The organism is Niveispirillum fermenti, from assembly GCF_048066175.1.
Taxonomy (GTDB): Bacteria; Pseudomonadota; Alphaproteobacteria; order Azospirillales; family Azospirillaceae; genus Niveispirillum; species Niveispirillum fermenti.
The window spans coordinates 33,168-54,696 of record NZ_JBLTXA010000022.1; the positions used below are offsets into that span (position 1 = coordinate 33,168).

At 64.8% G+C, this 21,529-nt stretch carries 23 protein-coding genes; 9 read left to right on the top strand and 14 right to left on the bottom strand.

Going from position 1 to position 21,529, the window contains the following annotated elements:
• Window positions 1-65: 65 nt before the first annotated feature.
• The 7 genes from ACM9LZ_RS18320 to ACM9LZ_RS18350 form a co-directional block, all read right to left on the bottom strand.
• The gene (locus tag ACM9LZ_RS18320; RefSeq protein WP_416620956.1) at window positions 66-962 is read right to left on the bottom strand and encodes a ParB/RepB/Spo0J family partition protein; all 897 of its coding nucleotides are present in this window, start codon (window positions 960-962) and stop codon (window positions 66-68) included.
• Entirely contained in the window at window positions 955-1,758 is an 804-nt protein-coding gene (locus tag ACM9LZ_RS18325; protein WP_416620957.1) for a ParA family protein, read from the bottom strand. Before ACM9LZ_RS18325 ends, ACM9LZ_RS18320 begins: the two co-directional genes overlap by 8 nt.
• 56 nt (window positions 1,759-1,814) lie before the next feature.
• Window positions 1,815-2,420, bottom strand: coding sequence for a 16S rRNA (guanine(527)-N(7))-methyltransferase RsmG (rsmG, locus tag ACM9LZ_RS18330; RefSeq protein ID WP_416620958.1), 606 nt, complete (start codon window positions 2,418-2,420; stop codon window positions 1,815-1,817).
• 151 nt (window positions 2,421-2,571) lie between these two features.
• A complete protein-coding gene (gene mnmG / locus ACM9LZ_RS18335) occupies window positions 2,572-4,431 on the bottom strand; it encodes a tRNA uridine-5-carboxymethylaminomethyl(34) synthesis enzyme MnmG (protein WP_416620959.1) in 1,860 nt (619 codons plus the stop codon).
• Window positions 4,432-4,491: 60 nt separating this feature from the next.
• Window positions 4,492-5,811, bottom strand: coding sequence for a tRNA uridine-5-carboxymethylaminomethyl(34) synthesis GTPase MnmE (mnmE, locus tag ACM9LZ_RS18340; protein WP_416620960.1), 1,320 nt, complete (start codon window positions 5,809-5,811; stop codon window positions 4,492-4,494).
• A gap of 22 nt (window positions 5,812-5,833) precedes the next feature.
• Window positions 5,834-6,244, bottom strand: coding sequence for a (2Fe-2S) ferredoxin domain-containing protein (locus ACM9LZ_RS18345; protein ID WP_416620961.1), 411 nt, complete (start codon window positions 6,242-6,244; stop codon window positions 5,834-5,836).
• On the bottom strand, window positions 6,241-6,504 hold the full coding sequence (locus ACM9LZ_RS18350) for a DUF6489 family protein (RefSeq protein ID WP_416620962.1): 264 nt from the start codon (window positions 6,502-6,504) through the stop codon (window positions 6,241-6,243). The genes ACM9LZ_RS18345 and ACM9LZ_RS18350 overlap by 4 nt, the downstream gene beginning before the upstream one ends.
• 141 nt (window positions 6,505-6,645) lie before the next feature.
• On the opposite strand from ACM9LZ_RS18350, the gene ACM9LZ_RS18355 reads away from it, so the two are divergent.
• The 3 genes from ACM9LZ_RS18355 to ACM9LZ_RS18365 are packed head-to-tail and all read left to right on the top strand — an operon-like array spanning window position 6,646 to window position 10,469.
• Window positions 6,646-8,700, top strand: a complete 2,055-nt coding sequence (locus ACM9LZ_RS18355; protein WP_416620963.1) for a thioredoxin domain-containing protein — start codon at window positions 6,646-6,648, stop codon at window positions 8,698-8,700.
• A 44-nt stretch (window positions 8,701-8,744) separates the two neighbouring features.
• Window positions 8,745-9,437, top strand: a complete 693-nt coding sequence (locus ACM9LZ_RS18360; protein ID WP_416620964.1) for a dienelactone hydrolase family protein — start codon at window positions 8,745-8,747, stop codon at window positions 9,435-9,437.
• 57 nt (window positions 9,438-9,494) lie between these two features.
• Window positions 9,495-10,469, top strand: a complete 975-nt coding sequence (locus ACM9LZ_RS18365; protein WP_416620965.1) for a quinone oxidoreductase family protein — start codon at window positions 9,495-9,497, stop codon at window positions 10,467-10,469.
• A 45-nt stretch (window positions 10,470-10,514) separates the two neighbouring features.
• On the opposite strand, the gene dnaQ is transcribed toward ACM9LZ_RS18365, so the two are convergent.
• The 5 genes from dnaQ to ACM9LZ_RS18390 are packed head-to-tail and all read right to left on the bottom strand — an operon-like array spanning window position 10,515 to window position 14,236.
• Entirely contained in the window at window positions 10,515-11,201 is a 687-nt protein-coding gene (dnaQ, locus tag ACM9LZ_RS18370; RefSeq protein WP_416620966.1) for a DNA polymerase III subunit epsilon, read from the bottom strand.
• Between the two features lie 4 nt (window positions 11,202-11,205).
• Complete coding sequence (gene coaE / locus ACM9LZ_RS18375) at window positions 11,206-11,865, bottom strand: dephospho-CoA kinase (RefSeq protein WP_416620967.1); 660 nt, start codon at window positions 11,863-11,865, stop codon at window positions 11,206-11,208.
• On the bottom strand, window positions 11,862-12,707 hold the full coding sequence (locus tag ACM9LZ_RS18380) for a shikimate dehydrogenase (protein ID WP_416620968.1): 846 nt from the start codon (window positions 12,705-12,707) through the stop codon (window positions 11,862-11,864). The genes coaE and ACM9LZ_RS18380 overlap by 4 nt, the downstream gene beginning before the upstream one ends.
• Window positions 12,708-12,722: 15 nt before the next feature.
• Window positions 12,723-13,337: a Maf family protein gene (locus tag ACM9LZ_RS18385; RefSeq protein WP_416620969.1), complete on the bottom strand. Its 615-nt coding sequence runs from the start codon at window positions 13,335-13,337 to the stop codon at window positions 12,723-12,725.
• Complete coding sequence (locus tag ACM9LZ_RS18390) at window positions 13,337-14,236, bottom strand: pyruvate, water dikinase regulatory protein (RefSeq protein WP_416620970.1); 900 nt, start codon at window positions 14,234-14,236, stop codon at window positions 13,337-13,339. Before ACM9LZ_RS18390 ends, ACM9LZ_RS18385 begins: the two co-directional genes overlap by 1 nt.
• Before the next feature lie 438 nt (window positions 14,237-14,674).
• On the opposite strand from ACM9LZ_RS18390, the gene hemE reads away from it, so the two are divergent.
• From hemE to ACM9LZ_RS18415, 5 genes are all read left to right on the top strand, one after another.
• A complete protein-coding gene (gene hemE / locus ACM9LZ_RS18395; protein WP_416620971.1) occupies window positions 14,675-15,739 on the top strand; it encodes a uroporphyrinogen decarboxylase in 1,065 nt (354 codons plus the stop codon).
• Between the two features lie 30 nt (window positions 15,740-15,769).
• A complete protein-coding gene (locus ACM9LZ_RS18400) occupies window positions 15,770-16,816 on the top strand; it encodes a ferrochelatase (protein ID WP_416620972.1) in 1,047 nt (348 codons plus the stop codon).
• Between the two features lie 69 nt (window positions 16,817-16,885).
• Window positions 16,886-17,440, top strand: coding sequence for a NifU family protein (locus ACM9LZ_RS18405; RefSeq protein WP_416620973.1), 555 nt, complete (start codon window positions 16,886-16,888; stop codon window positions 17,438-17,440).
• A 297-nt stretch (window positions 17,441-17,737) separates the two neighbouring features.
• Window positions 17,738-18,862, top strand: a complete 1,125-nt coding sequence (locus tag ACM9LZ_RS18410; protein ID WP_416620974.1) for a glucosaminidase domain-containing protein — start codon at window positions 17,738-17,740, stop codon at window positions 18,860-18,862.
• A 73-nt stretch (window positions 18,863-18,935) separates the two neighbouring features.
• Complete coding sequence (locus ACM9LZ_RS18415) at window positions 18,936-19,523, top strand: malonic semialdehyde reductase (protein ID WP_416620975.1); 588 nt, start codon at window positions 18,936-18,938, stop codon at window positions 19,521-19,523.
• A gap of 274 nt (window positions 19,524-19,797) precedes the next feature.
• Here ACM9LZ_RS18415 and ihfB read toward each other — a convergent pair whose 3' ends face one another.
• Window positions 19,798-20,082: an integration host factor subunit beta gene (gene ihfB, locus ACM9LZ_RS18420; RefSeq protein WP_416620976.1), complete on the bottom strand. Its 285-nt coding sequence runs from the start codon at window positions 20,080-20,082 to the stop codon at window positions 19,798-19,800.
• A 228-nt stretch (window positions 20,083-20,310) separates the two neighbouring features.
• Here ihfB and ACM9LZ_RS18425 point away from each other — a divergent pair, with 228 nt between their 5' ends.
• Window positions 20,311-20,790 (top strand): DMT family transporter, encoded by a 480-nt coding sequence (locus ACM9LZ_RS18425; protein WP_445376598.1) that lies wholly within the window; start codon window positions 20,311-20,313, stop codon window positions 20,788-20,790.
• A 32-nt stretch (window positions 20,791-20,822) separates the two neighbouring features.
• Here ACM9LZ_RS18425 and ACM9LZ_RS18430 read toward each other — a convergent pair whose 3' ends face one another.
• Window positions 20,823-21,461, bottom strand: a complete 639-nt coding sequence (locus ACM9LZ_RS18430) for a TetR/AcrR family transcriptional regulator (RefSeq protein WP_416620977.1) — start codon at window positions 21,459-21,461, stop codon at window positions 20,823-20,825.
• Window positions 21,462-21,529: the final 68 nt, after the last annotated feature.

Genomic DNA, 21,529 nt, shown 5'->3' on the forward strand with positions numbered 1-21,529 from the left:
GGTTTCCACCGGGCGCAGGCCTGCCCCGGTAATGCCTGCTGTGACGGGGACAGCGCCTGTCCCTCTCATCCCCGCCGCAGGATACGATTCAGCACGCCGTCCAACTGGTCCAGCGTGCGATAATGGATCTGCAGCGTGCCCTTCTTGCCGTCGCCCTTCAGCGACACTTTCAGCCCCAGGGCCAGCGATACCTCACGCTCCAGCGCCACCGTATCCGGCGCCTTCTCCTTGACGGGCTGGGTCAGCTCCAGCGGCTCCGCCGCCATCTGCTTCACCAGCGCCTCGGTCTGGCGCACGTTCAGTTCCCGCTTGACCACCTCATGCGCGGCGGCCACGGGATCGGGCGCGGTCAGCAGGGCGCGGGCATGGCCCATGGACAGGATGCCGTCCTGCACCATTTGCTTCACCTCATCCGGCAGGGCCAGCAGGCGCAGCATGTTGGCCACATGGCTGCGGCTCTTGCCGACGGAACGGGCAAGGTCCTCCTGCGTGTGGCTGAACTCGTCCATCAGGCGCTTGTACCCCTCCGCCTCTTCCAGGGGCGTCAGGTCGGAACGCTGGATGTTCTCGATCAGCGCGATTTCCAGCGCCTCCCGATCCGTCAGGGTGCGGACCAGGACCGGTACCTCGTGCAGGCCGGCAAGCTGCGCTGCGCGCCAGCGACGCTCGCCGGCGATGATCTCATAGCTGGTCTGGCCGGGGCCGGCACCGGGGTCCTTGCGCACCAGCAGCGGCTGCAGGATGCCGCGCTCCCGCACGCTGTCGACCAGCGCCGTCAGCGCTTCCTCATCGAAGCGGCGGCGTGGCTGGAACTTGCCGGGATGAACCTGATCAATGGGCAACAGGCGGGTCAGACGCACCCGGTCGACCTGCTGCTCCTCCTCCGCTCCCACCGCCTCCCCGAACAGGGCCGACAGGCCGCGGCCAAGACCGGTTCGCGCATTCTTCTTCGGTTCATCCATAAGCCAACTGCCGCTTCCGCTCGCGCTTCAACATCTCGCCCGCCAGATGGATATAGGCCTGCGCCCCGGCCGACTTGTGGTCGTACAGAAGCACAGGCTTGCCATGGCTTGGCGCCTCGGACACCCGCACATTGCGGGGGATCACCGTCTCATAAACCTTTTCACCGAAGAAGCCACGCACATCGGCGGCCACCATGTCGGACAGGTTGTTGCGACGGTCGAACATCGTCAGGACCACGCCGTTGATATCCAGCGAGGGGTTGAAGGCGCGTTTCACGCGCTCGATGGTGCGGATCAGGTGCGACAGCCCTTCCAGGGCATAGAATTCGCACTGCAAAGGGACAAGCACGGCATCGGCCGCGGCCAGCGCATTCAGGGTCAGCAGGCCCAGGGCCGGCGGGCAATCGATGAGGATATAGTCGAACCCGCCCGATGAGCGTTCCAGGCTGTCCTTCAGCCGGAATTCCCGCCGGTCGACATTGACCAGTTCCACCTCCGCCCCCGACAGGTCGACATTGGCCGTAACCACCCACAGGCCGGGGACCGACGTGGCCACCGCCACCTCTTCCACCGTCAGGTCGGCGAACAGCAGGTCATAGATGCCGAACTCGCGGTTGCTCTGCGGGATACCCAGGCCGGTGGAGGCATTGCCCTGCGGATCATTGTCGATGATCAGCACGCGCTTGCCCACGGCGGCCAGGGCCGTGGCCAGATTGATGGTGGTCGTTGTCTTGCCCACGCCGCCCTTCTGGTTGGCAAGGGCGATGACACGGGCACGATGGGCGGGGAGGGGCATGGCGGCGCTCGGCACTGTCGTTCAACCTCTGTCGTTCGGCTGGTGGCGAGGCCGGTTCATTTCCGGGAGAGACCAGTGATCCGCAGGATGGTTCCCGCCGGGTCGGTCTGGCTTGGGAACCGCTCGACCTGCATATTCCAGGAATTGGCGACCGCGGTCAATTCATCCTCCGCTGTCCTGCCCTTCGGGAATAGGCAGGCACCCCCCGGCTTCAGCAAGCCATGCGCCCAGGGCAGCAGAAGATCGAGTTCGGCCAGCGCACGGGCAGAGACGACATCGGCCGGCGGCGTGTCCGCAACCTCGATCCGCACGGGGTGGACCGTCGCGGGGGCAGCGGTAACCCTTGCCACCTCCCGCAGAAAGGCCGCCTTGCGAACATCCGATTCGACCAGATGCACCGCCGGAACACCCATGATCGCCAGAACCAGACCGGGAAAGCCGGCACCAGACCCCAGATCCACCAGCACCTGTGTGCCGGCCGGCAGCAGGGCGAAAACCTGCGCGCTGTCGGCTAGGTGGCGTGTCCAGAGATCGTCCAGCGTCGTCTTGGAAACCAGATTGATGGCGGGGTTCCATTTGCGCAGATGCGCCGCATAGACCTCCAGCCTCTCCAGTGTTTCACGTGAAACATCGAAGCGGGTCTGGAACTGGGCTTGTGTCATCGGTGCGGGTCTGGACAAGGAACGGGCCCGTGCTGGGATGAGGAACAGGGGACCTGTATAACAGCACCCGGCCCCGGACAGAAGAACGTCCGGGGCACGACAGCCTTTCGCGGCAATAGTATCAGGCTGCCTGCTAACAGGCCGCATGGTATCAGGCCGCACCGACCCGCTTGCGCACATGGCGCAACAAAGCGGTGAGAGCAGCCGGCGTCATGCCCGGAATACGTGCAGCTGCCCCCAGCGTGGCCGGCCGGTTCGTTTTCAGCTTCTGCCGGATTTCGGCCGACAGGGACGCGATGGTGTCCGGGTCCAGGTCCGGCGGCAGGTCCAAAGCCTCATCCTTGCGGAAGGCACGGATATCCGCTTCCTGCCGGTCCAGATAGCCGGCATATTTGCCATCGATCTCCACCTGCTCGGCAATGTCGGCCGACAGGCTCGAAAGCTGCGGCCAGATGGTGCAAAGGCGGGGAAAGTCGATCTCCGGATAGCGCAGAAGGTCCAATGCCGTGCGGCGCACCCCGTCCTTGTTGATATGAAGCCCGTGCCGGGCCAGTTCGTTCGGGGTGGCCGACAGGCCGGTAACCATCTCCCGCGCCGTCAGAAGGGCGGCTTTCTTCTCCGTCCAATGCGTCCGGCGTGCGGCACCGACGATGCCCAGGGCCACCCCCCGGTCCGTCAGGCGCTGGTCGGCATTGTCGGCCCGCAACAACAGGCGATATTCCGCCCGGCTGGTGAACATGCGATAGGGTTCCGACGTGCCGCGGGTGATCAGGTCGTCGATCAGCACACCGATATAGGCCTCGGCACGGTCCAGCACGAAGGGCGGGGAACCGGCCACGGCCAGCGCAGCATTCACCCCGGCCACCAGCCCCTGGGCCGCGGCCTCCTCATAGCCGGTGGTGCCGTTGATCTGGCCAGCCAGGAACAGGCGGGGCAGGCGGCGGGTCTCCAGCGTGCGGGTCAGTTCCCGCGGGTCGACATAATCATACTCAATGGCATAGCCGGGCCGGATCATGCGCACATGCTCCAGACCGGGAATGTTCTTCAGGATGGCCAGTTGCACGTCGCGCGGCAGCGAGGTGGAGATACCGTTGGGATAGACCGTGTCGTCATCCAGCCCCTCCGGCTCCAGAAAAATCTGGTGGCGCTCCTTGTCGGCGAACCGGACGACCTTGTCCTCCACACTGGGACAATAGCGCGGTCCCACCCCCTCGATCTGGCCGGAATACATCGGCGCGCGGTGGATATTCTCCCGGATGACCCGGTGAACCGCCTCATTGGTATAGGTGATCGCGCAGTCGATCTGCGGCGTCGTGATCCGGTCCGTCAGGGTGGAGAAGGGGGGCGGCGGATCGTCGCCCGGCTGCATCTCCAGCCCGGACCAATCAATGGTCCTGCCATCCAGACGCGGCGGGGTCCCCGTCTTCAGCCGGCCGAGATTGAACCCCAGACGCTCCAGCGTCAGCGACAGGCCCACCGCCGGCGCCTCGCCGACACGGCCCGCGGGGATCTTCTCCTCCCCGATATGGATCAGACCGCGCAGGAAGGTGCCCGTGGTCAGCACGACGGCACCGGCCTTGATCTGCCGGCCATCCCCCGTGACGATGCCGGCGCACGCGCCTGATGCATCGATGATCAGGTCTTCCGCAGCGGCGGCGATGATGTCCAGGCCCGGCTGTTCGGCCAGGGCCTTCTGCATTGCCTGGCGATAGAGCTTGCGATCGGCCTGGGCGCGCGGGCCGCGCACGGCCGGACCCTTCGACCGGTTCAGCACACGGAACTGAATGCCGCCCTGGTCCGTCACCCGGCCCATGACACCGTCCAGCGCATCGATCTCCCGCACGAGATGGCCCTTGCCCAACCCGCCGATGGCCGGGTTGCACGACATCTCGCCAATGGTTTCCGTCTTGTGGGTCACCAGCGCCGTGCGGGCCCCCGCACGCGCCGCCGCGGCAGCCGCCTCGCATCCCGCATGGCCGCCGCCCACCACGATCACATCATAGTGCTGCATGGGCCCGGAAGATAAGGCCGCGCCGGATTTTATGCCAGGGACAAAAGACCGACCCTGCCATCACTTCCCGATGCAGAAATCACGGAAGATCACGTCCAGCAGATCCTCAACATCGACCCGGCCGGTGATCCGGCCCAGTGCCCGGACGGCCAGGCGCACATCCTCCGCCGCCAGTTCGGGCAGCGGGGCCTGCAGCGCCCGGCATAAATCCTCCCGGCATTCCTCCAGCGCCGAGCGATGCCGGGCACGGGTCAGGGCAGGGGCGCTGGATGGTGCGTACCGGGCGGCGACCGCCGCCTCCAGTGCGGAAAGAAGGGCCGGCAAACCATCACCCGTGCGCGCCGAAACCCGCAGGGCCGCGCGGCCCGGCAGGGCGGGCAGGTCATCCGTCATATCCAGCTTGTTCATCACCAGCAGCGCGTCGTCATCGATCAGGGCCAGCGTCGCGGCATCCGGCGCCCGGCTGCCATCGAAGACCAGCAGCTTCAGGTCCGCACGTGCCGCCCTGTCCAGGGCCCGGCGAATGCCTTCGCTCTCAATCTGGTCGGCGGCGTCGCGCAGGCCAGCCGTGTCGGCCAGCACCACGGGATAGCCGCCCAGGTCCAACTGCACCTCGATCACATCGCGGGTGGTGCCGGCCTGGTTGGAGACGATGGCCACGTCCCGTCGGGCAATGGCGTTCAGCAGGCTGGATTTGCCGGCATTCGGCGCCCCCAGGATGGCGATGGAGATGCCGTCGCGCAGCCGCTCGCCCCGCCCCTGATCGGCCAGATGCACCGTCAGTTCCGCCGCCAGCCCTTCCACCAGCGGGCGCACGGTATCGGAAAGGCCACCGGGCAAATCCTCCTCTGGAAAGTCGATATCGGCTTCCAGATGCGCCAGGGCGCGGGTCAGACGATGCCGCCAGCCATCATAAAGCTGGCCCAGCACCCCTTCCATCTGCCGCAGGGCCTGACGCCGCTGCGCCGCCGTTTCGGCGTCCACCAGATCGGCGATGGCTTCCGCTTCGGTCAGATCCAGCTTGCCATGTTCAAAGGCCCTGCGGCTGAACTCCCCCGGTTCAGCCACGCGCAGGCCCAGCCCGGACAAGGCCTGGGTGGCAGCGGACAGCACGGCGCGGCCGCCATGCAGATGCAGTTCCACCACATCCTCACCGGTGAAACTGGCAGGGGCAGCGAAGAACAGCACCAGCGCCTTGTCGAACAATTCACCTGTGGCCGGGTCGCGCAGCCCCGCCAATTGCGCCAGCCGGGGAGGTGGCAACGACCGCCCGGTCAGGCCCGACAGGGCCGGCCCGGAACCGGGGCCGGAGATGCGGATCACCTGCACCCCGGCGCGGCCGGGGGCAGATGCCAGGGCAAAGATGGTGTCGTCGCGCATCAGGCGTGTTTCACGTGAAACATCATTCCGCCGCTGCCCCCCGGCGCGCCGCGACATCCGCCGGCAGTTTGTCACCGGGCAGCAGCATCAACCGCTCAACACGCTTTCCTTCCACCAGATGGGTCTGCAACACCTCATCGATATCGGCCTTGCTGGTCACGCCATACCAGACGCCCTCGGGATAGATGACCAGCACCGGTCCCAGTTCGCAACGGTCCAGGCAGCCGGCATTGTTGATGCGCACGGCCTTGCCCAGGCCCAGGCCCGTGGCCTTCTTCTTCATATAGTCGCGCAGTGCATCGCCGCCTTTTTCCCGACAGCAGCCACGGGGATGCCCCGGCTCCCGCTCGTTCGTGCAAACGAAGACGTGCGCCCGGTAATAGGGGGCCGGGTCATCCTTCACGGCGTCACTGATTTCCACAGTATCACTCACTTCTTGCCATCCTTCGTGGTCGCCCCGCCCATGGCATTGGACATCTGCGACCACATGAGTTTCTGGAACTGCTCGAACCCCTGCAGCCCCATGGGCAGCCAGGTGTTTAGCATGGTTTCCGGGTCCATGGCCCGCAGGTTGGCCGACATCTGCTCCTGCATCTGCCGCATCAATGCTTCCTGCATGGGCTGGACGTCGGGCAGGCCCAGAAAGGTCCGGGCCTCCTGCGGCGTGCAGTCGATATCGATGGTGACCTTCATGCCGGCATTCTCCCGATCAGACCCCTGTCGCGTCGGGATTTTTCCCCCACCCTGGGTTCGACACAAGGATAAACTATCTGTTCTTCATCAGCCCGTCACGGATCGACACCATGATGGCCCGGTCCAGCCAGAGGATGACCCATGGCAACGCCCCATTCCGATACCCAACGCGGTGCCGGCAACCGACTGCATCTTGAAACCAGCCCCTATCTGCGCCAGCACATGGACAATCCCGTAGACTGGATGGGCTGGGGATCGGAGGCATTGGAGAAGGCCCGGCGGGAGGGCAAGCCCATCCTGCTGTCCGTCGGCTATGCCGCATGCCACTGGTGCCATGTCATGGCACATGAAAGTTTCGAGAATCCAGCCATTGCACGGCTGATGAACGGGCTGTTTGTGAATATCAAGGTCGATCGGGAGGAACGCCCCGACCTGGATCATATCTATCAGCAGGCACTGGCCCTGCTGGGTCAGCAGGGGGGCTGGCCGCTGACCATGTTCCTGACACCCGACGGTCACCCCTTCTGGGGCGGCACCTATTTCCCCCCCGAACGGCGGTGGGGCCGGCCGGGCTTTCCGGAGGTGCTGCGCACCGTCGCCCAGACTTATGCCGACGAGCCCGAAAAGGTCGGGCGCAACGTCCAGGCCCTGGCTCGGGCCATGGACAATCTGGCGGCGGGGCAGCCAGGTGATGCGATCCGTGCCGATACGCTGGACCAGGTGGCGGATCGGCTCGTACAGGAGATCGATCCGGTATGGGGCGGCATCGGCGGGGCGCCGAAATTTCCACAGCCCGGCATTCTTGAACTGCTATGGCGCGCCCACCGGCGCACAGGGCGGGCCGATCATGCCGAAGCGGTTCGGAAAAGCCTGATCCGCATGGCCAATGGCGGCATCTACGATCATCTCGGCGGCGGCTTTGCCCGGTATTCCGTTGATGCGGAATGGCTGGTCCCGCATTTCGAGAAGATGCTCTACGACAATGCCCAGTTGGTCGATCTGATGCTGAGCGTCTGGCAGGACGGGCGCGATCCGCTGCTTGCGGCGCGCATCCACGAAACGGTGGAATGGGTGCGCCGGGAAATGGTGGCCGAGGGCGGCGGTTTCGCCGCATCGCTGGACGCCGACAGCGAAGGAGAGGAAGGCCGCTTCTATGTCTGGAACGAAAGTGAAATCCGTCGCCTGCTGCCGGCCGATGACGCCGACCTGTTCTGCCATATCTATGGCGTGACGGCGGACGGGAACTGGGAAGGGCATACGATCCTCAACCGGATGCGGGAGGACGGGCTGGCCGATCCTGAAACGGAAGGAAGACTGGCCCGGTGCCGGCATATCCTGCTGGCAGCCCGGGCCGGACGGGTGCGCCCCGGCTGGGATGACAAGGTGCTGGCCGATTGGAACGGCTTGATGATCCACGCCATGGCCCGCGCCGCGACCCTGTTCGACAGGCCGGAATGGCTGCAATCGGCAGCACAGGCCTTTGACTTCGTGGTGGACGCGATGACCACCACCGACGGGCGCCTGTGGCATGGATGGCGCGACGGGCAAGCCCGGCACCGCGGCACATTGGAGGATCATGCCAACATGGCCCGCGCCGCCCTTACCCTGCATGAAGTGACGGGCCGGCCGGAATATCTGACCCGGGTCATCACCTGGCTGGAGAAGGTGGAGGAGTATTTCAGGGATGAGACCGATGGTGGCTATTTCACCACGGCCGCAGATGCCGATGATCTGATCCGCCGGCCACGCCATACACATGACAATGCCGTGCCTGCCGGCAATGGCACACTGGTCGGGCTGTTCGGCCGGCTATGGCTGATCACGGGCGATGATCTCTGGCGCCAGCGCGCCGATGCCCTGATCACGGCCTTTGCCGGAGAGGTCGGCCGCAACTTCTTCCCCCTGGCCGGTTTTCTGAACGGCATCGACCAGATCCTGCATGGGCAGACTGTTATTATTATTGGTCACATGAACCATTCCGACACGGAAGCGTTGAAGCAGGAAGTGCAGAAACGGTCCCGTCCCAACCTGATCCTCATCCACCATACAGATGGTAGGGTTTTTTCTTCCCCGCAGCATCCTGCCGCAGGTAAAACAATGGTTGAAAACCGTCCCACCGCTTATCTTTGTCAGGAACAGCATTGTTCGGCCCCCGTGACGCGGGCCACAGACCTTGCCGCCCTGTTGGACGGATAAAGTGCCTTTCATTTCATGCAGGTCTTTTGCAGAAGGATATGTCCATGACCGACCTTTCGATCCAAAGCGATGACGGCTCCTTCAGCGCCTATCTGGCGACCCCGGCCAGCGGCAGTGGCCCCGGCGTGGTGGTCATCCAGGAAATCTTCGGTGTGAATGCCAATGTCCGCGCCATCTGCGACAAGCTGGCGGCGGACGGCTATTTCGCCATCGCACCCGACCTGTTCTGGCGGCAGGAACCGGGTATCCAGATTACCGACCAGACCGAAGCCGAATGGAAGAAGGCGTTCGAGCTCTATCAGGGCTTCAACGAGGTGAAAGGGGTGGAAGATCTGGCCACCACGCTCGCCCACCTGCGCAAATATCCGGGTGTGACGGGCAAGGTCGGCTGTGTCGGTTTCTGCCTGGGTGGCAAGCTGGCCTATCTGATGGCCACCCGCACCGATGTCGATGCCTCCGTCTCCTATTACGGGGTGGGTATCGACAAGGATATTGCGGAGGTGCCCGCCATCACCAAGCCGCTGCTGATGCATATCGCCGGCAAGGACGGGTTCGTCCCGCAGGAGGCGCAGACAGTGATCAAGGAAGCCGTCGCCGGCAACTTCCTGGTGGAAGTGCATGTCTATCCTGAACGGGATCATGCCTTCACCCGCATCGGCGGCCAGCATTATCATGAAGAGGATGCCAGCCTGGCCCACACGCGCACGGCAGAGTTCTTCAAGAAGCATCTGGCCTGATCCGGCTGCTGATCGCTGGGGCGGACCGATGGTCCGCCCTTTTTTTCAGGATATGCCATGACCAATGCCATTGTGATCCGGCAGCACGGCGGCCCGGACGTTCTGGGCTGGGAGCCCGTCATTGTCGGCCCACCGGGCCCCGGGGAGGCCCTGATCCGTCATACGGCCATCGGGCTCAATTTCATCGATGTCTATTACCGCACCGGTCTTTATCCGGCTCCGCTGCCGCTTGTGCCCGGCATGGAAGGCGCCGGGATCGTGGAGGCGGTGGGCGAGGATGTCACGGATATCGCCCCCGGGGACCGCGTCGGCTATGGACAGTCACCCCTTGGTGCCTATGCCGAGCGGCGCCTGATTCCCGCCGACAAGCTGATCCGGTTGCCCGACTGGATCGAGGATGAACTGGCGGCCGCCATGCTGCTGCAGGGGCTGACCGCGCAATATCTGCTGCGACAGACCCACCGCGTCCAGCCCGGTGACAGAATCCTGATCCACGCCGCAGCCGGCGGTGTCGGTCTGCTGGCCAGCCAATGGGCCAATGTCCTTGGCGCCACGGTGATCGGCACGGTCGGCACCGCAGAGAAGGCGGAACTGGCCCGCGCCCATGGCTGCCACCACGTGATCATCTACCGGGGTGAAGATGTCGTGGACCGGGTCAGGGAAATCACGGACGGGCAGGGGGTGGATGTCGTCTATGACGGGGTGGGAAAGGACACGTTTGACCTGTCCCTGGACTGCCTGCGCCGGCGCGGATTGATGGTCAGCTTCGGCAATGCCAGCGGGGCGGTTCCGCCCTTCGATATCGGTCTGCTGAACCGGAAGGGCGGCCTGTACCTGACCCGCCCTTCCGTGCAGCATTATGCCGGCACACGGGAAGAGTTGCTGGCCATGGCCGAGGAACTTTTCGTCATGGTGCGCGACGGCAAGGTGAAGGTGAATATCAACCAGCGCTTCGCCCTGCGGGATGCCGCAGCCGCCCACCGCGCGTTGGAATCCCGTGGCACGACGGGGGCCACCATCCTTCTGCCCTGAGCGGTCGAGCGATGTTTCACGTGAAACATCGCTCGACCGCATTCCTCAACCGGCATTCCAGAGTGCGTTCTTGATACCTTTCACGAAGGCCTCGTGCGCCGCCACCTCCTCGGCCGAGGGGGCGTGCGGCCGGGCCGGACGAACCGGGCGGGCCGCAGTCACGGCAGGCGTATCCAGCATGGGCTGGGTCAGGGCCGGATTATTGGCCAGCACCAGATCAGGCTGCCGGCCCCCCATAAGCTCCAGATAAACCTCTGCCAGCAACTGGCTGTCCAGCAGGGCGCCATGCAGGGTGCGGTTGGAATTGTCTATGTTGAAGCGCCGGCACAGTGCGTCAAGGCTGGCCGGCGCGCCCGGAAAGCGCTTGCGGGCGATCTTCACCGTATCGACCACCGGGTTGCCCAGCTTGCGCATGCCCAGGCGCGCCAGCTCGGCGTTCAGGAAGCCGATATCAAAGGAAGCATTGTGGATGACAAGCTGGCTGTCCTGGATGAATTCCAGGAAATCACCCGCGACGGCGGCGAAGAGCGGCTTGTCGGCCAGAAATGTCGCCGACAAGCCATGCACGGCTTCAGCCTCCGCCGGCATGTCGCGTTCCGGGTTCAGATAGGTGTGATAGTGGTTGCCCGTGGCCACATGGTTGAACAGTTCCACACAGCCGATTTCAACAACCCGATCCCCGTTCAGGGCATCGATGCCGGTTGTTTCCGTATCCAGCACGATCTCGCGCATAGGGTCAGGCCTTCCGTTGGGGGGCATGCCCGCGACTGCCGGGCCAGGGACGGTGCGGGGACCAGACACGGCCCCGACGCCGCTTCAACGCCGCCACGATGCGGGCCAGGCGCAGCAAGGTCAAGCGCCGGCCCAGGCCGGTGGGAACCACGAAATCGGCCCGCCGGCGCTTGATGCGGTCTGGCACCTGACGTGACAGGATATTGGCCAGCTTGACCGGATCCATGCCGGGCCGGGCCAGGACACGGGCACGTTGGACAAAGCCGGGCGCACTGACCACAGCCACCGCGTCGACCCGCCGTTCCCCCCCCGTTTCGTACAGAAGCGGGATATCCATGACCACCAGCGGCACGCGCCGGCGGGCACAGCGTTTAAGGAAGGCATCGGCATCGGCCCGTGTCAGCGGATGGACCGCGGCTTCCAGCCGTCGCAATGCGGCCGGTTGCCCCAGCACGGCGGCCGACAGGGCCACACGGTCCACCGCGCCATCCTTGATCGCCTGGGGAAACAGGGCGGCAATGCGCGGCACGGCCGCCCCGCCACGCGCATAAAGGCGGTGAACGGCGGCATCGGCATCATGCACGGGACAGCCCAGCCGGCGCAGCATGGCTGCCGCCGTGGACTTTCCCATGCCGATCGACCCGGTCAGACCCAGAATGATCATCGGGGATCCAGCACGAAACGGCGCAGATCGTCCGTCACCTGCGGATCCGTGCCGAACCAGGCGTGAAAGCCGGGCCGGGCCTGATGCAGCAACATGCCCAACCCGTCCACCACCGGGTTGCCCCGCGCCTGTGCGGCCAGCAGCAGGGGGGTGACCAGGGGCACATAGACGATATCCGTCACAATGGCATCGGGGGGCAGGGCGGCCAGATCAATCTCCAGCGGCGGATAGCCGGTCATGCCCTGGCTGGTGCTGTTCACCAGCAGGACGGCACCGTCCAACGCGCGCGACCGGTCATTCCAGTCACCCACCCGGATACGCGGGTCGCCCAGATCGGCCGCGATTTCCGCGGCACGGGCCTGTGTGCGGTTCAACAACCGTATTTCCGGCGCCCCGGCATCCAGCAGGGCGACAACCACACCACGGGCCGCACCACCGGCCCCCAGCACGACGGAAGGCCCCCGGGTGACGGACCAGGCAGGGGGACTACTGGCCGCCAGATTCTCCCAGAAGCCGAAACCGTCCGTATTGCGGCCTTCCAGCGTTCCATCCGGGGCCACGATCACCGTGTTGACGGCACCGATGCGCCGGGCGCACGGATCCAGCCGGTCGACGATGCGGAAGGCCAGTTCCTTATAAGGGATCGTGACATTGCATCCGCGCAGGCCCAGGGCGGGCAGGGCGCGCAAGGCCTGTTCCGCCCGCTCCGGCGGCGTGGCCAGCGGGATATAAGCGCCATCGATCCCGTAATGGCGCAGCCAGTATCCATGCAGAAGGGGGCTGCGCGAATGGCCGACAGGCCATCCCATGACGCCTGCGATCAGACCCTTGCCGGTCAGCATATGGTAATCCCCTGATCAGGCCGGCAACACATGCCGCACGCGCAGGAAATCCAGCAACGGCAGCAGGGGCAGGCCCTGGATGGTGAAATGGTCGCCCCGGACGCGATTGAAAAGCTGTGCGCCCAGCCCTTCCACCTGATAGGCGCCGGCGCAGGACAGCACGGCATCCCCGGCCGCATCCAGGTATCGTTCGATGAAGGCATCCGTAAGGGTGCGCATGGTCAGCGTGGCGTGATCGATATGGTGCCAGACGCGGGCACCATTGTGGAAAACCACCACCGCCGAATAAAGCGTATGGGTCCGGCCGGACAGCAGCCGCAGATGGCTGGCGGCATCGGCGCGGTCGGCCGGCTTGTCGAACCAGCGGCCGTCGCATTCCAGCATCTGGTCGCCTCCGACCACATAGCCGGCAACGTATTTGCGGGCCAGCTTCGATGCCTTCAGATCGGCCAGCGCTTCCGCCACCTCCGGCGGGGTCATGCCGGCGGCCTTGCCGGACAGCTTCATTTCCTCCTCATCCACACGGGCGGCCTCGGCATGCACCTCCACGCCTGCGGCTTCCAGCATGCGGCGGCGGGACGCGCTGGCCGATGCCAGGATGACGGGTTCCGTCGTCAGGAACGAAGGCATCAGCCGCCCCCCTGCACCGGGGGCAGGCCGACGGGCACGACATGCGGGCGGCGGCGGGCCAGCAGCATCAGCACCTCTGCCGCCGTTTCCTCGATCGACCGGCGCGACACGTCGATGACGGCCCAGCCCTTGCGGGTGAACAGGCGGCGTGCCTCCAGCAATTCCTCCCGCACCTTTTCAGGGTCGGTATAGGATGTGTTGTCGCCCTGGTTCAGCAGTTTCAGCCGGTTGCGGCGGATCTGCACCAGCCGCTCCGGGTCCTTGGACAGGCCCACGATCAGGGGCCGGGTCAACTGGTCCAGTTCGGGGGGCAGGGGGCATCCCGGTACATAAGGGATGTTCGCCGCCTTGATGCCGCGATTGGCCAGATAGATGCAGGTCGGCGTCTTGGACGTGCGGCTGACCCCGACCAGGATCACATCGGCATCATGCAATCCCCAGGCGCTCTGCCCGTCATCATGGTTGAGCGCGAAATCCATGGCATCGATGCGGCCGAAATATTCCGCGGTCAGGGCATGTTGCCGGCCCGGCTTGCTCTGGCTCTGCAGGCCGAGATAGGTGCCCAGCGCGTTGATCAGCGGGTCCAGCACCGAAATGCTGGGCACCGCCAGTTCGCGGCAGGTCTCCTGCAATTTGCGGCGCAGCTTCTCGTTCACCAGCGTGTACATGACGAGCCCGGGATTTTCCCGGATGCCCTCCAGCACCATATCCAACTGCCGTTCGGTGCGGACAAGGTTCCAGAAATGCTCGATCGGGTCGACCTGATCGAACTGGCTGACGCAGGCGCGCGCGACAGAGTTGATCGTCTCGCCCGTGGCATCGGACACGAGATGCAGGTGAAAGCTCTTCGGCGTCGGCGGACGGGAAGGCGGGGGATCGAAGGAACTGCCTGGATACATCCTGGGGACCGCTCCTGGGGATATCTGGGGGAGGAATGTGCGCAAACGACCCGATGATGGGTAACCGGCCCATTCCATCCCTGGCAAGCGCGCAGTTTGTCAGGCCGGTTTGCAGTCAGGGGATTAGTTGCGGGGGTCCATCTGGGAATCAAGGACGAATCGGAAGTGGGACGAATTTTTTCCCCATCTCGCAACCATCGCCAGAACCCGCGGAAATCCAGGCCTTTCAGCCTGTTGCCCGGACATTTGTCCACATGTTTTTTCCACATGCCGCCGAAAATCCGGAAGATGTGGAAAAACATGCGGACAAAACTGAATTCCCGTTATCCACAGGCTCTACTACACCACCAATCCTTTATTCAAAAAAAGTAAGAGTTAAGGAAGGGCATGGGATAAAGTCCGGACCCGTCCGGTTCCCTTGATATCCAGGTTCTCGCCATGACGCTTACCACTTCCCCCTCGCCGAAGAAGATGCTGGCAGCCCTTGCCGGTCACGCTCAGGAGACCCCGCCCTTCTGGCTGATGCGGCAGGCAGGCCGCTATCTTCCCGAATACAGGGAAGTGCGGGCCAGGGCCGGAGGCTTCCTGGACCTGTGCATGAACCCGGAACTGGCCTGCGAGGTGACGCTGCAGCCATTGCGTCGCTATGGCATGGACGCAGCCATCCTGTTTTCCGACATCCTGATCGTGCCCTGGGCCCTGGGCCAGGGGCTGCGGTTCGCGGAAGGGGAAGGGCCCCAGCTTGATGCCATCCGCGATCAGCAGGGCCTGACGAAGCTTGATCTGGACAGCCTGCACGGCCGGGCGGCACCTGTTTATGAAACCGTGTCACGCATCCGGGCCGCCCTGGACGACCGGACGGCCCTGATCGGGTTCGCCGGATCGCCATGGACCGTGGCCTGCTACATGGTGGAAGGTGCAGGGTCCAAGGAATATGCGCATGTGAAGCGCTTCGCCTATACCGACCCGGCTGGCTTCGACCGTCTGATCGACATCCTGGTCACGGCGACCATCGAATACCTGTCCATGCAGATCAAGGCCGGCGCCGAACTGGTCCAGCTTTTCGACAGTTGGGCCGGGGTACTGTCCGCCGATGATTTCCAGCGCTTCGTGGTCGCCCCCACGCGGCGCATCACAGCGGCACTGAAGGAACGGCATCCGGGCATACCCGTCATCGGCTTCCCGCGTCTGGCCGGCCTGAACCTCCAATCCTACGTCGATCAGGCCGGCATCGACGGCGTGTCCCTGGACCCGGGCGTGCCTGCGGCCTGGGCCGCGACCAACCTGCAGGGCAGGGTGGCCGTGCAGGGCAACCTGGATCCCGTCCTGCTGATCGCCGGCGGCGAGGCCATGGACAGGGCGGTTCTCTCCCTGCTGGAGACACTGGGCAAGGGTCCGTTCATCTTCAATCTGGGTCATGGCATCATCAAGGAAACGCCACCGGAAAACGTATCCCGTTTGGCCGGGTTGATCCGGGATTGGCGGGCTGCGACAAGGGGCTGATCTGCAACAACCCTTTGTCCTGTTCTGCCGATGGCCCTTTCTGTCAGGCGTGATCGCATTGCCATCGTGCTGGTGCAGCCAGGCCAGCCTGCCGGGCAGGATCAGGTTCAGGCCTATTTCATGGCCCTGATGGCGGCGCGGCGTGTGCGGCCGCCATCACCCCTTGCATCACCCCCGGTCCGCGCCCTTCAGGCCATCCGGGCCCGCCACCTGGCCCGGCATTATCCGGTCGGTGATGCACAGGATGCTGACGATCCGATGGCCACGGCCCTGGAAGGCGCCTTGTGGGAGGAGGGGGCGCTGCGCATCTTCGCAGCCAGCCTGTTCGCACCGCCTTCAGCGGTGGCCATCGCCCATGATGTCGCCCTTTTTCAGCCCGACCGCATCATCGTGGTACCGCCATCATCCCTGTTCAGCGGGGGCTTGAACGGTCTCGCCATCGATGCTTGGCAACAGGCGGCCCGCCAGGCCGGGCTGATGGCCCCGGCCAGCATCCTGTGTTGTCATCCGACCGATCCGGCCCTTCTGCGGCGCCTGGCGGACCGGGCAGCACGAGCCCTGGCCACGGCCGATCCGGCGGGCCGGGCCATGCTGATGCTGGTGGCACCGGGCATGGGGCGGGCAAAGGATGATCCGCTGGGCTGGCAGATGCGGCGCCTGGCCGATGAACTGGCCCGCCTGCTGAACCTGCCGGCGGCGCAGGTCCTGGCCACCCACCTGCCGGTGCCGGGCTTCACCGGCGGCGGGTTGCCCGCCATTGACCATGTGCTGCGGGGTGTGCGTGCGGCCGGCCTGGCCATCCTGCCCGTCACGCCCCGCCCCCTGCTGCGTCCCGCCTGGGCCGATTTCCTGCCCGGCTGGCAGGAGCGGGCCGGTCGTGCGGGGGTCATATCGCTGTCGCTGGAGACGGAGACGGACCTGGACGGGGCTGATCTGGCCCCGCTGATCCGTCAGGCGCTGGCTGGCAGACCGGGCATCTGCGCGGGTTTCGGCCAGCGGTTCTGTCCGGCCGGCCAGGACCATTGTCCCCACCGACGCATGGCGGTGGCTGCCATGCAGCACGCTGTCGGCGCTTGATTATGCCGGTGAACGGTCCCACCTTCGGGGTCGCCGATGCTGACGACGGCATGATCAGGATAATCGACCATGTTCATCCAGACCGAAGAGACCCCGAACCCGGCCACGCTGAAGTTCCTGCCGGGCCGTGACGTGCTGGGAACCGGGACGGCCGACTTCACCGATGCTGCCGATGCGGCGGCCCGTTCCCCCCTTGCCGACCGGCTGTTTGCGGTGGAAGGGGTACGGCGCGTTTTCCTGGCCGGTGATTTCATCACCGTGACCAAGGACGAAAGCCGCGATTGGTATGTGATGAAGCCCGGCATCCTGGGCGCCATCATGGAGCATTTCGCGACGGGCAAGCCCGTATTGCTGTCCGAACAGGCCGACGACAACGCCATCAACGAGGATGACGACGAGATCGTCGCCCAGATCAAGGAACTGCTGGACGCCAAGGTGCGGCCGGCCGTTGCCCAGGATGGCGGCGACATCACGTTCCATGGTTTTGACAAGGGCGTGGTCTATCTGGCCATGAAGGGGGCATGTGCCGGTTGCCCCAGCAGCACGGCCACTTTGAAGGCCGGCATAGAAAACATGCTCCGCTATTACATTCCGGAGGTTGTCGAGGTACAGCAAATCCGGTAATGTCCGCCTCCGGTCCGTTGACGGTGCCAAAATTTGGACGCAATGGACCGGCAGATGCAGTGCCGGGGGGCGTACCCCCAGGGGTGAATGGACCCCGCCGGCATGAAGCCCGGACAAAGGATACCCCAGGAAGGGGCGGTTCCGGGCTTGTTGCCTCTGACGCTTTAGGGCCGGCCCCATTACGGGCCATAGGGCCAAAGTGCGGAGTTTGCTCCGGCAAAATGGACTGGACGCGCGCCCAACGGATGGCAGCGCGGGAGGTCCTTTCGGCTTGGACTGTAAGGGGTTGAAACTTAAATGCTGACAGACGCGAGCGAGGGCTTTGACAGCCCCCGGGGTACGGCTGCCCGCATATGGGGCGTTTCGGCCCTGTTCCTGCTTCTGGTTGCCATTCTGCCTTCCACCATCTTCCTGTCGGCGTCGAGCTGGTCGGTTGGTGGAGCGGTACGGGAATTCATGTTGCCGGTTCTGCGGCCTGATCCGGGCTTCAAGGTCCAGATCGCCACCAGCGTTCGCCATGATCCGGATTTCAAGCTGGATGCGCGTTCCACGCTGGACCTTTTCCATGCCCGGGAATACCGGATCGATGCCGTGCGCAGCGGGGAGATGACCGTGCCGCGCCTGGTCCTGACCGACCTGCCCACCGGCATCACGACCCTGGAAAGCACACAGGATCGCAAGGCACTGTTCGTGAAGACGCTGCTGCCGCTGATCTTGATGGCGAACGAGCGGATCGAGCAGGATCGCCACCGTCTGGAACGGTTGCTTGCCGTGCGGCAGTCGGGGGAGGCGCTGGCCCCCCATGACCGGCTCTGGCTGGCCGATCTGGCGGAACACTATGGCATGAAGCCCAGTGCGGAAATCAACATCAAGGGCCTTCTTCAGCGGGTGGATGTCATTCCGGCGTCCCTGGCCCTGGCCCAGGCGGCAGAGGAAAGCGGCTGGGGCACCTCCCGCTTCGCGCAGCGGGGCAATGCCCTGTTCGGTCAGCTTACCTGGAACACCGAACATGCCGGCATCGTTCCCCGCAATCGCCAGCCCGGCGAGACCCACCGGTTCCGGGCGTTCGATGCCCCGAAGGGGAGCGTCGACAGCTATGTCCATAATCTCAACACCCACCGCGCCTATGCCCAGTTCCGGCAGATGCGCGCCAGCCTGCGGGCCCAGGAAAAGCCGATCAGCGGCCTGATGCTGGCCACGGCGCTGACCGCCTATTCGGAACGGGGGGAGGATTATGTCCGCACCATCCGGTCCCTGATCCGTGTCAACAGCCTGTCGGATTTCGATGCGGCCATGTTGAGCGCCGATCTGATGGAAGAGGTGCTGGGGCCCTTGCCCGCCGGCGACGGGCCGCAGCCTGCCCTCGCCACGGTTTCCGCTCCGCGCAATGAAGGGGTGGTGCCGGCATCCATGCGCCGGTGAAGGTCTTGCCACTTGTTCCCGGTTGCAGGGCCCGATATCACGGGCATGTTCCGGGATCATGAAAGGACCTGTCATGACGCATATGCTGGAAGACGCGGCGCTGGATCAGCTATTCCGCGCCGCCCGCACCCATAATGGTTTCACCGACCGGCCGGTCGATCCGGATCTGCTGCGGCAGATCCACGATCTGGTCAGGTGGGGGCCAACCAGTGCCAATTGCAGTCCGCTGCGCACTGTGTTCCTGACCACGCCCGCGGCGAAGGAAAGGCTGCGTCCGGCCCTGTCCGCAGGCAACCTGGACAAGACCATGGCGGCCCCCGTCACCGCGCTGCTGGCCTATGACAGCCGGTTTGCCGACCATCTGCCGCGGCTGTTTCCGCATACCGATGCGCGCCCCTGGTTCGCGGCCCCGGCCGTCGCCCAGGAAACCGCCTTCCGCAATGCCACCCTGCAGGCCGGCTATTTCATTCTGGCGGCGCGTGCCGTGGGCCTGGATTGTGGCCCCATGTCGGGCTTCAATCCCGAACTGGTGAATGCGGAATTCTTCCCCGATGGCCGGTACAAGATCAATTTCCTGTGCAATCTGGGCTATGGCGACCCGGCCGCCCTGTTTGCGCGCAGCCCCCGGTTCGATTTCGAGGATGTGTGCGAGATCATCTGATACTGTCGGCATGAATGAGTGATCGTCGGCCACGCATACCGTTTTGCGGCGGTCAGCGCTTGTTGGCTTTGATCGCCATCCTCGATCGCCGGCGCCGCCATACCATCGGTCAGATATTCTGGCCGATGGTATGATCCGCTGCCTACCCGAGCATGGAGGACCCGAACAGGGTGACAGGTCCCTGACCCGGTGATCGTCGGAGATCGCCGGGGGGCGGCATCATGGCAGGGATGGCAGAGGGAAACCCCATGCCGCCGACCCCGTGCCGCCGGTGTCATTCGTCGGTATTCAGCCGTTCGCGGAGCTGCTTGCCGGTCTTGAAGAAGGGGATGACCTTCTCATCCACTTCCACGCTTTCGCCGGTGCGGGGGTTGCGGCCGGTGCGGGCATCACGCTGCTTGACGGAAAAAGCCCCGAAGCCGCGCAATTCGACCCGGTCGCCCCGGGCCAGCGCCTCGGTTATCTCATCGAAGATCGTGGTGACGATCTTTTCGACATCGCGCTGGTAAAGATGCGGATTGCGTTCGGCCAGCCGCTGGATCAGTTCCGACTTGGTCATGCCTGTCTGTCCCCCCTTGGGTCCCCCTTGGGATGGCGGCGCCTGTTGGCGGTTACCGGCCGTCCCCAACGTTTCGCCATAACGTTTTGCGATGGGGTGAAAGCCTGGTCCCATGGCCGCCTTCATTCAACGCTTCCAGATTGCCCAACACGAGGAAAGTGCGCAAGTAAGTCTTTCTGTCAAAACAGTTTTTATCACGTGGCCCGCTGGTCTGGCGGGGTGGCATGGATGCCATGCCGTCCGGGGTGGTTGAACGGCCTGCCTGCCGGTGCCATTTCCCTGTGCGTCGGCACGCCTGCCGGCGCCCGTCGGGGACGACCCCGGACGGTTTACCACCCGGAAACGGGTGAACAGGCGGGGACGGCCCTGCGCGTGATGGGGGTTCCCATGGCCTGGGTCTATCTTTTCACCGCCGGCCTGTTCGAGGTCGCGTTTGCCATCTCCCTGAAGGGCACACAGGGTTTCACCCGCCCGCTTCCCATCTTGCTGACGATCGGCTTCATGCTGGTCAGCCTGTGGCTGCTGTCGCTGTCCATGCGCAGCCTGCCGCTGGGCACCGCCTATGCCATCTGGACCGGGATCGGCACGGTGGGCAGCGTCATTGCCGGCATCCGCCTGTACGGGGAGGGGACGGACCCCGCACGGCTGGCATGCGTCGGGTTGATCCTGGCCGGTGTCGGCGGGCTGAAGTTCCTTTCCCTGCGATGACCGCACGGACCCGCCGCAGCCATCGGCCAGGATCAGCCGGCAATGCCCCAGTAATGGCGGATCAGGCGCTTGAATTCCGGCAGGATGCGTGCCTTCAGCGCCTCGTCCTCCTCCCCGAACCGGTTACCGGCCATGGCCTGCAGGAACTGCCAGGTCAGGTGACGCCCCATCTCGAACTTGACGGGGTCGGCGGCCAGGAAGCTGCCGTAATGATCCTTGGCCATCTCTTCCCACTGGTCGGCGAACCGGGCCTTGACAGGCGTCATGATGGCCGAAAGCTCGGCATCGGTGCGGGCCGCAGCCTCCAGTTCCTTCCACACGGTCCATAGCGGGCTGTGCGCCGCGTTCCACAGCGCGTCGATCCCCTGGTCCAGGCCCTCCCCCCCCTCATGGATGGAAGAGGCCGTGTGGGACAGGAAATCATCCAGAAAATGCTGGACGATATGGTCCACCGTGGCGCGCAGCACCTCTGGCGTGGTGGGGAAGTAATATTGCACCGCCCCGCGCGTCACCCGCGCCTGCTTGGCAATCTCCGACGTGGTGGTGCGGTGATAGCCGATTTCCAGGAAGCAACGGATTGCCGCCTCGATGATACGCTGGTGTGTGGCGATGCTTTTCGGCGTCTGGCGGATACGGGAATTGCCGGTATCGATGACGGCTTTGCTGACCATGGGACGTTCCGCTGCCTGATTGTGCCGTGATTGCCGGGCCGATCGTATCCGGTCACAGGGGCAATGTT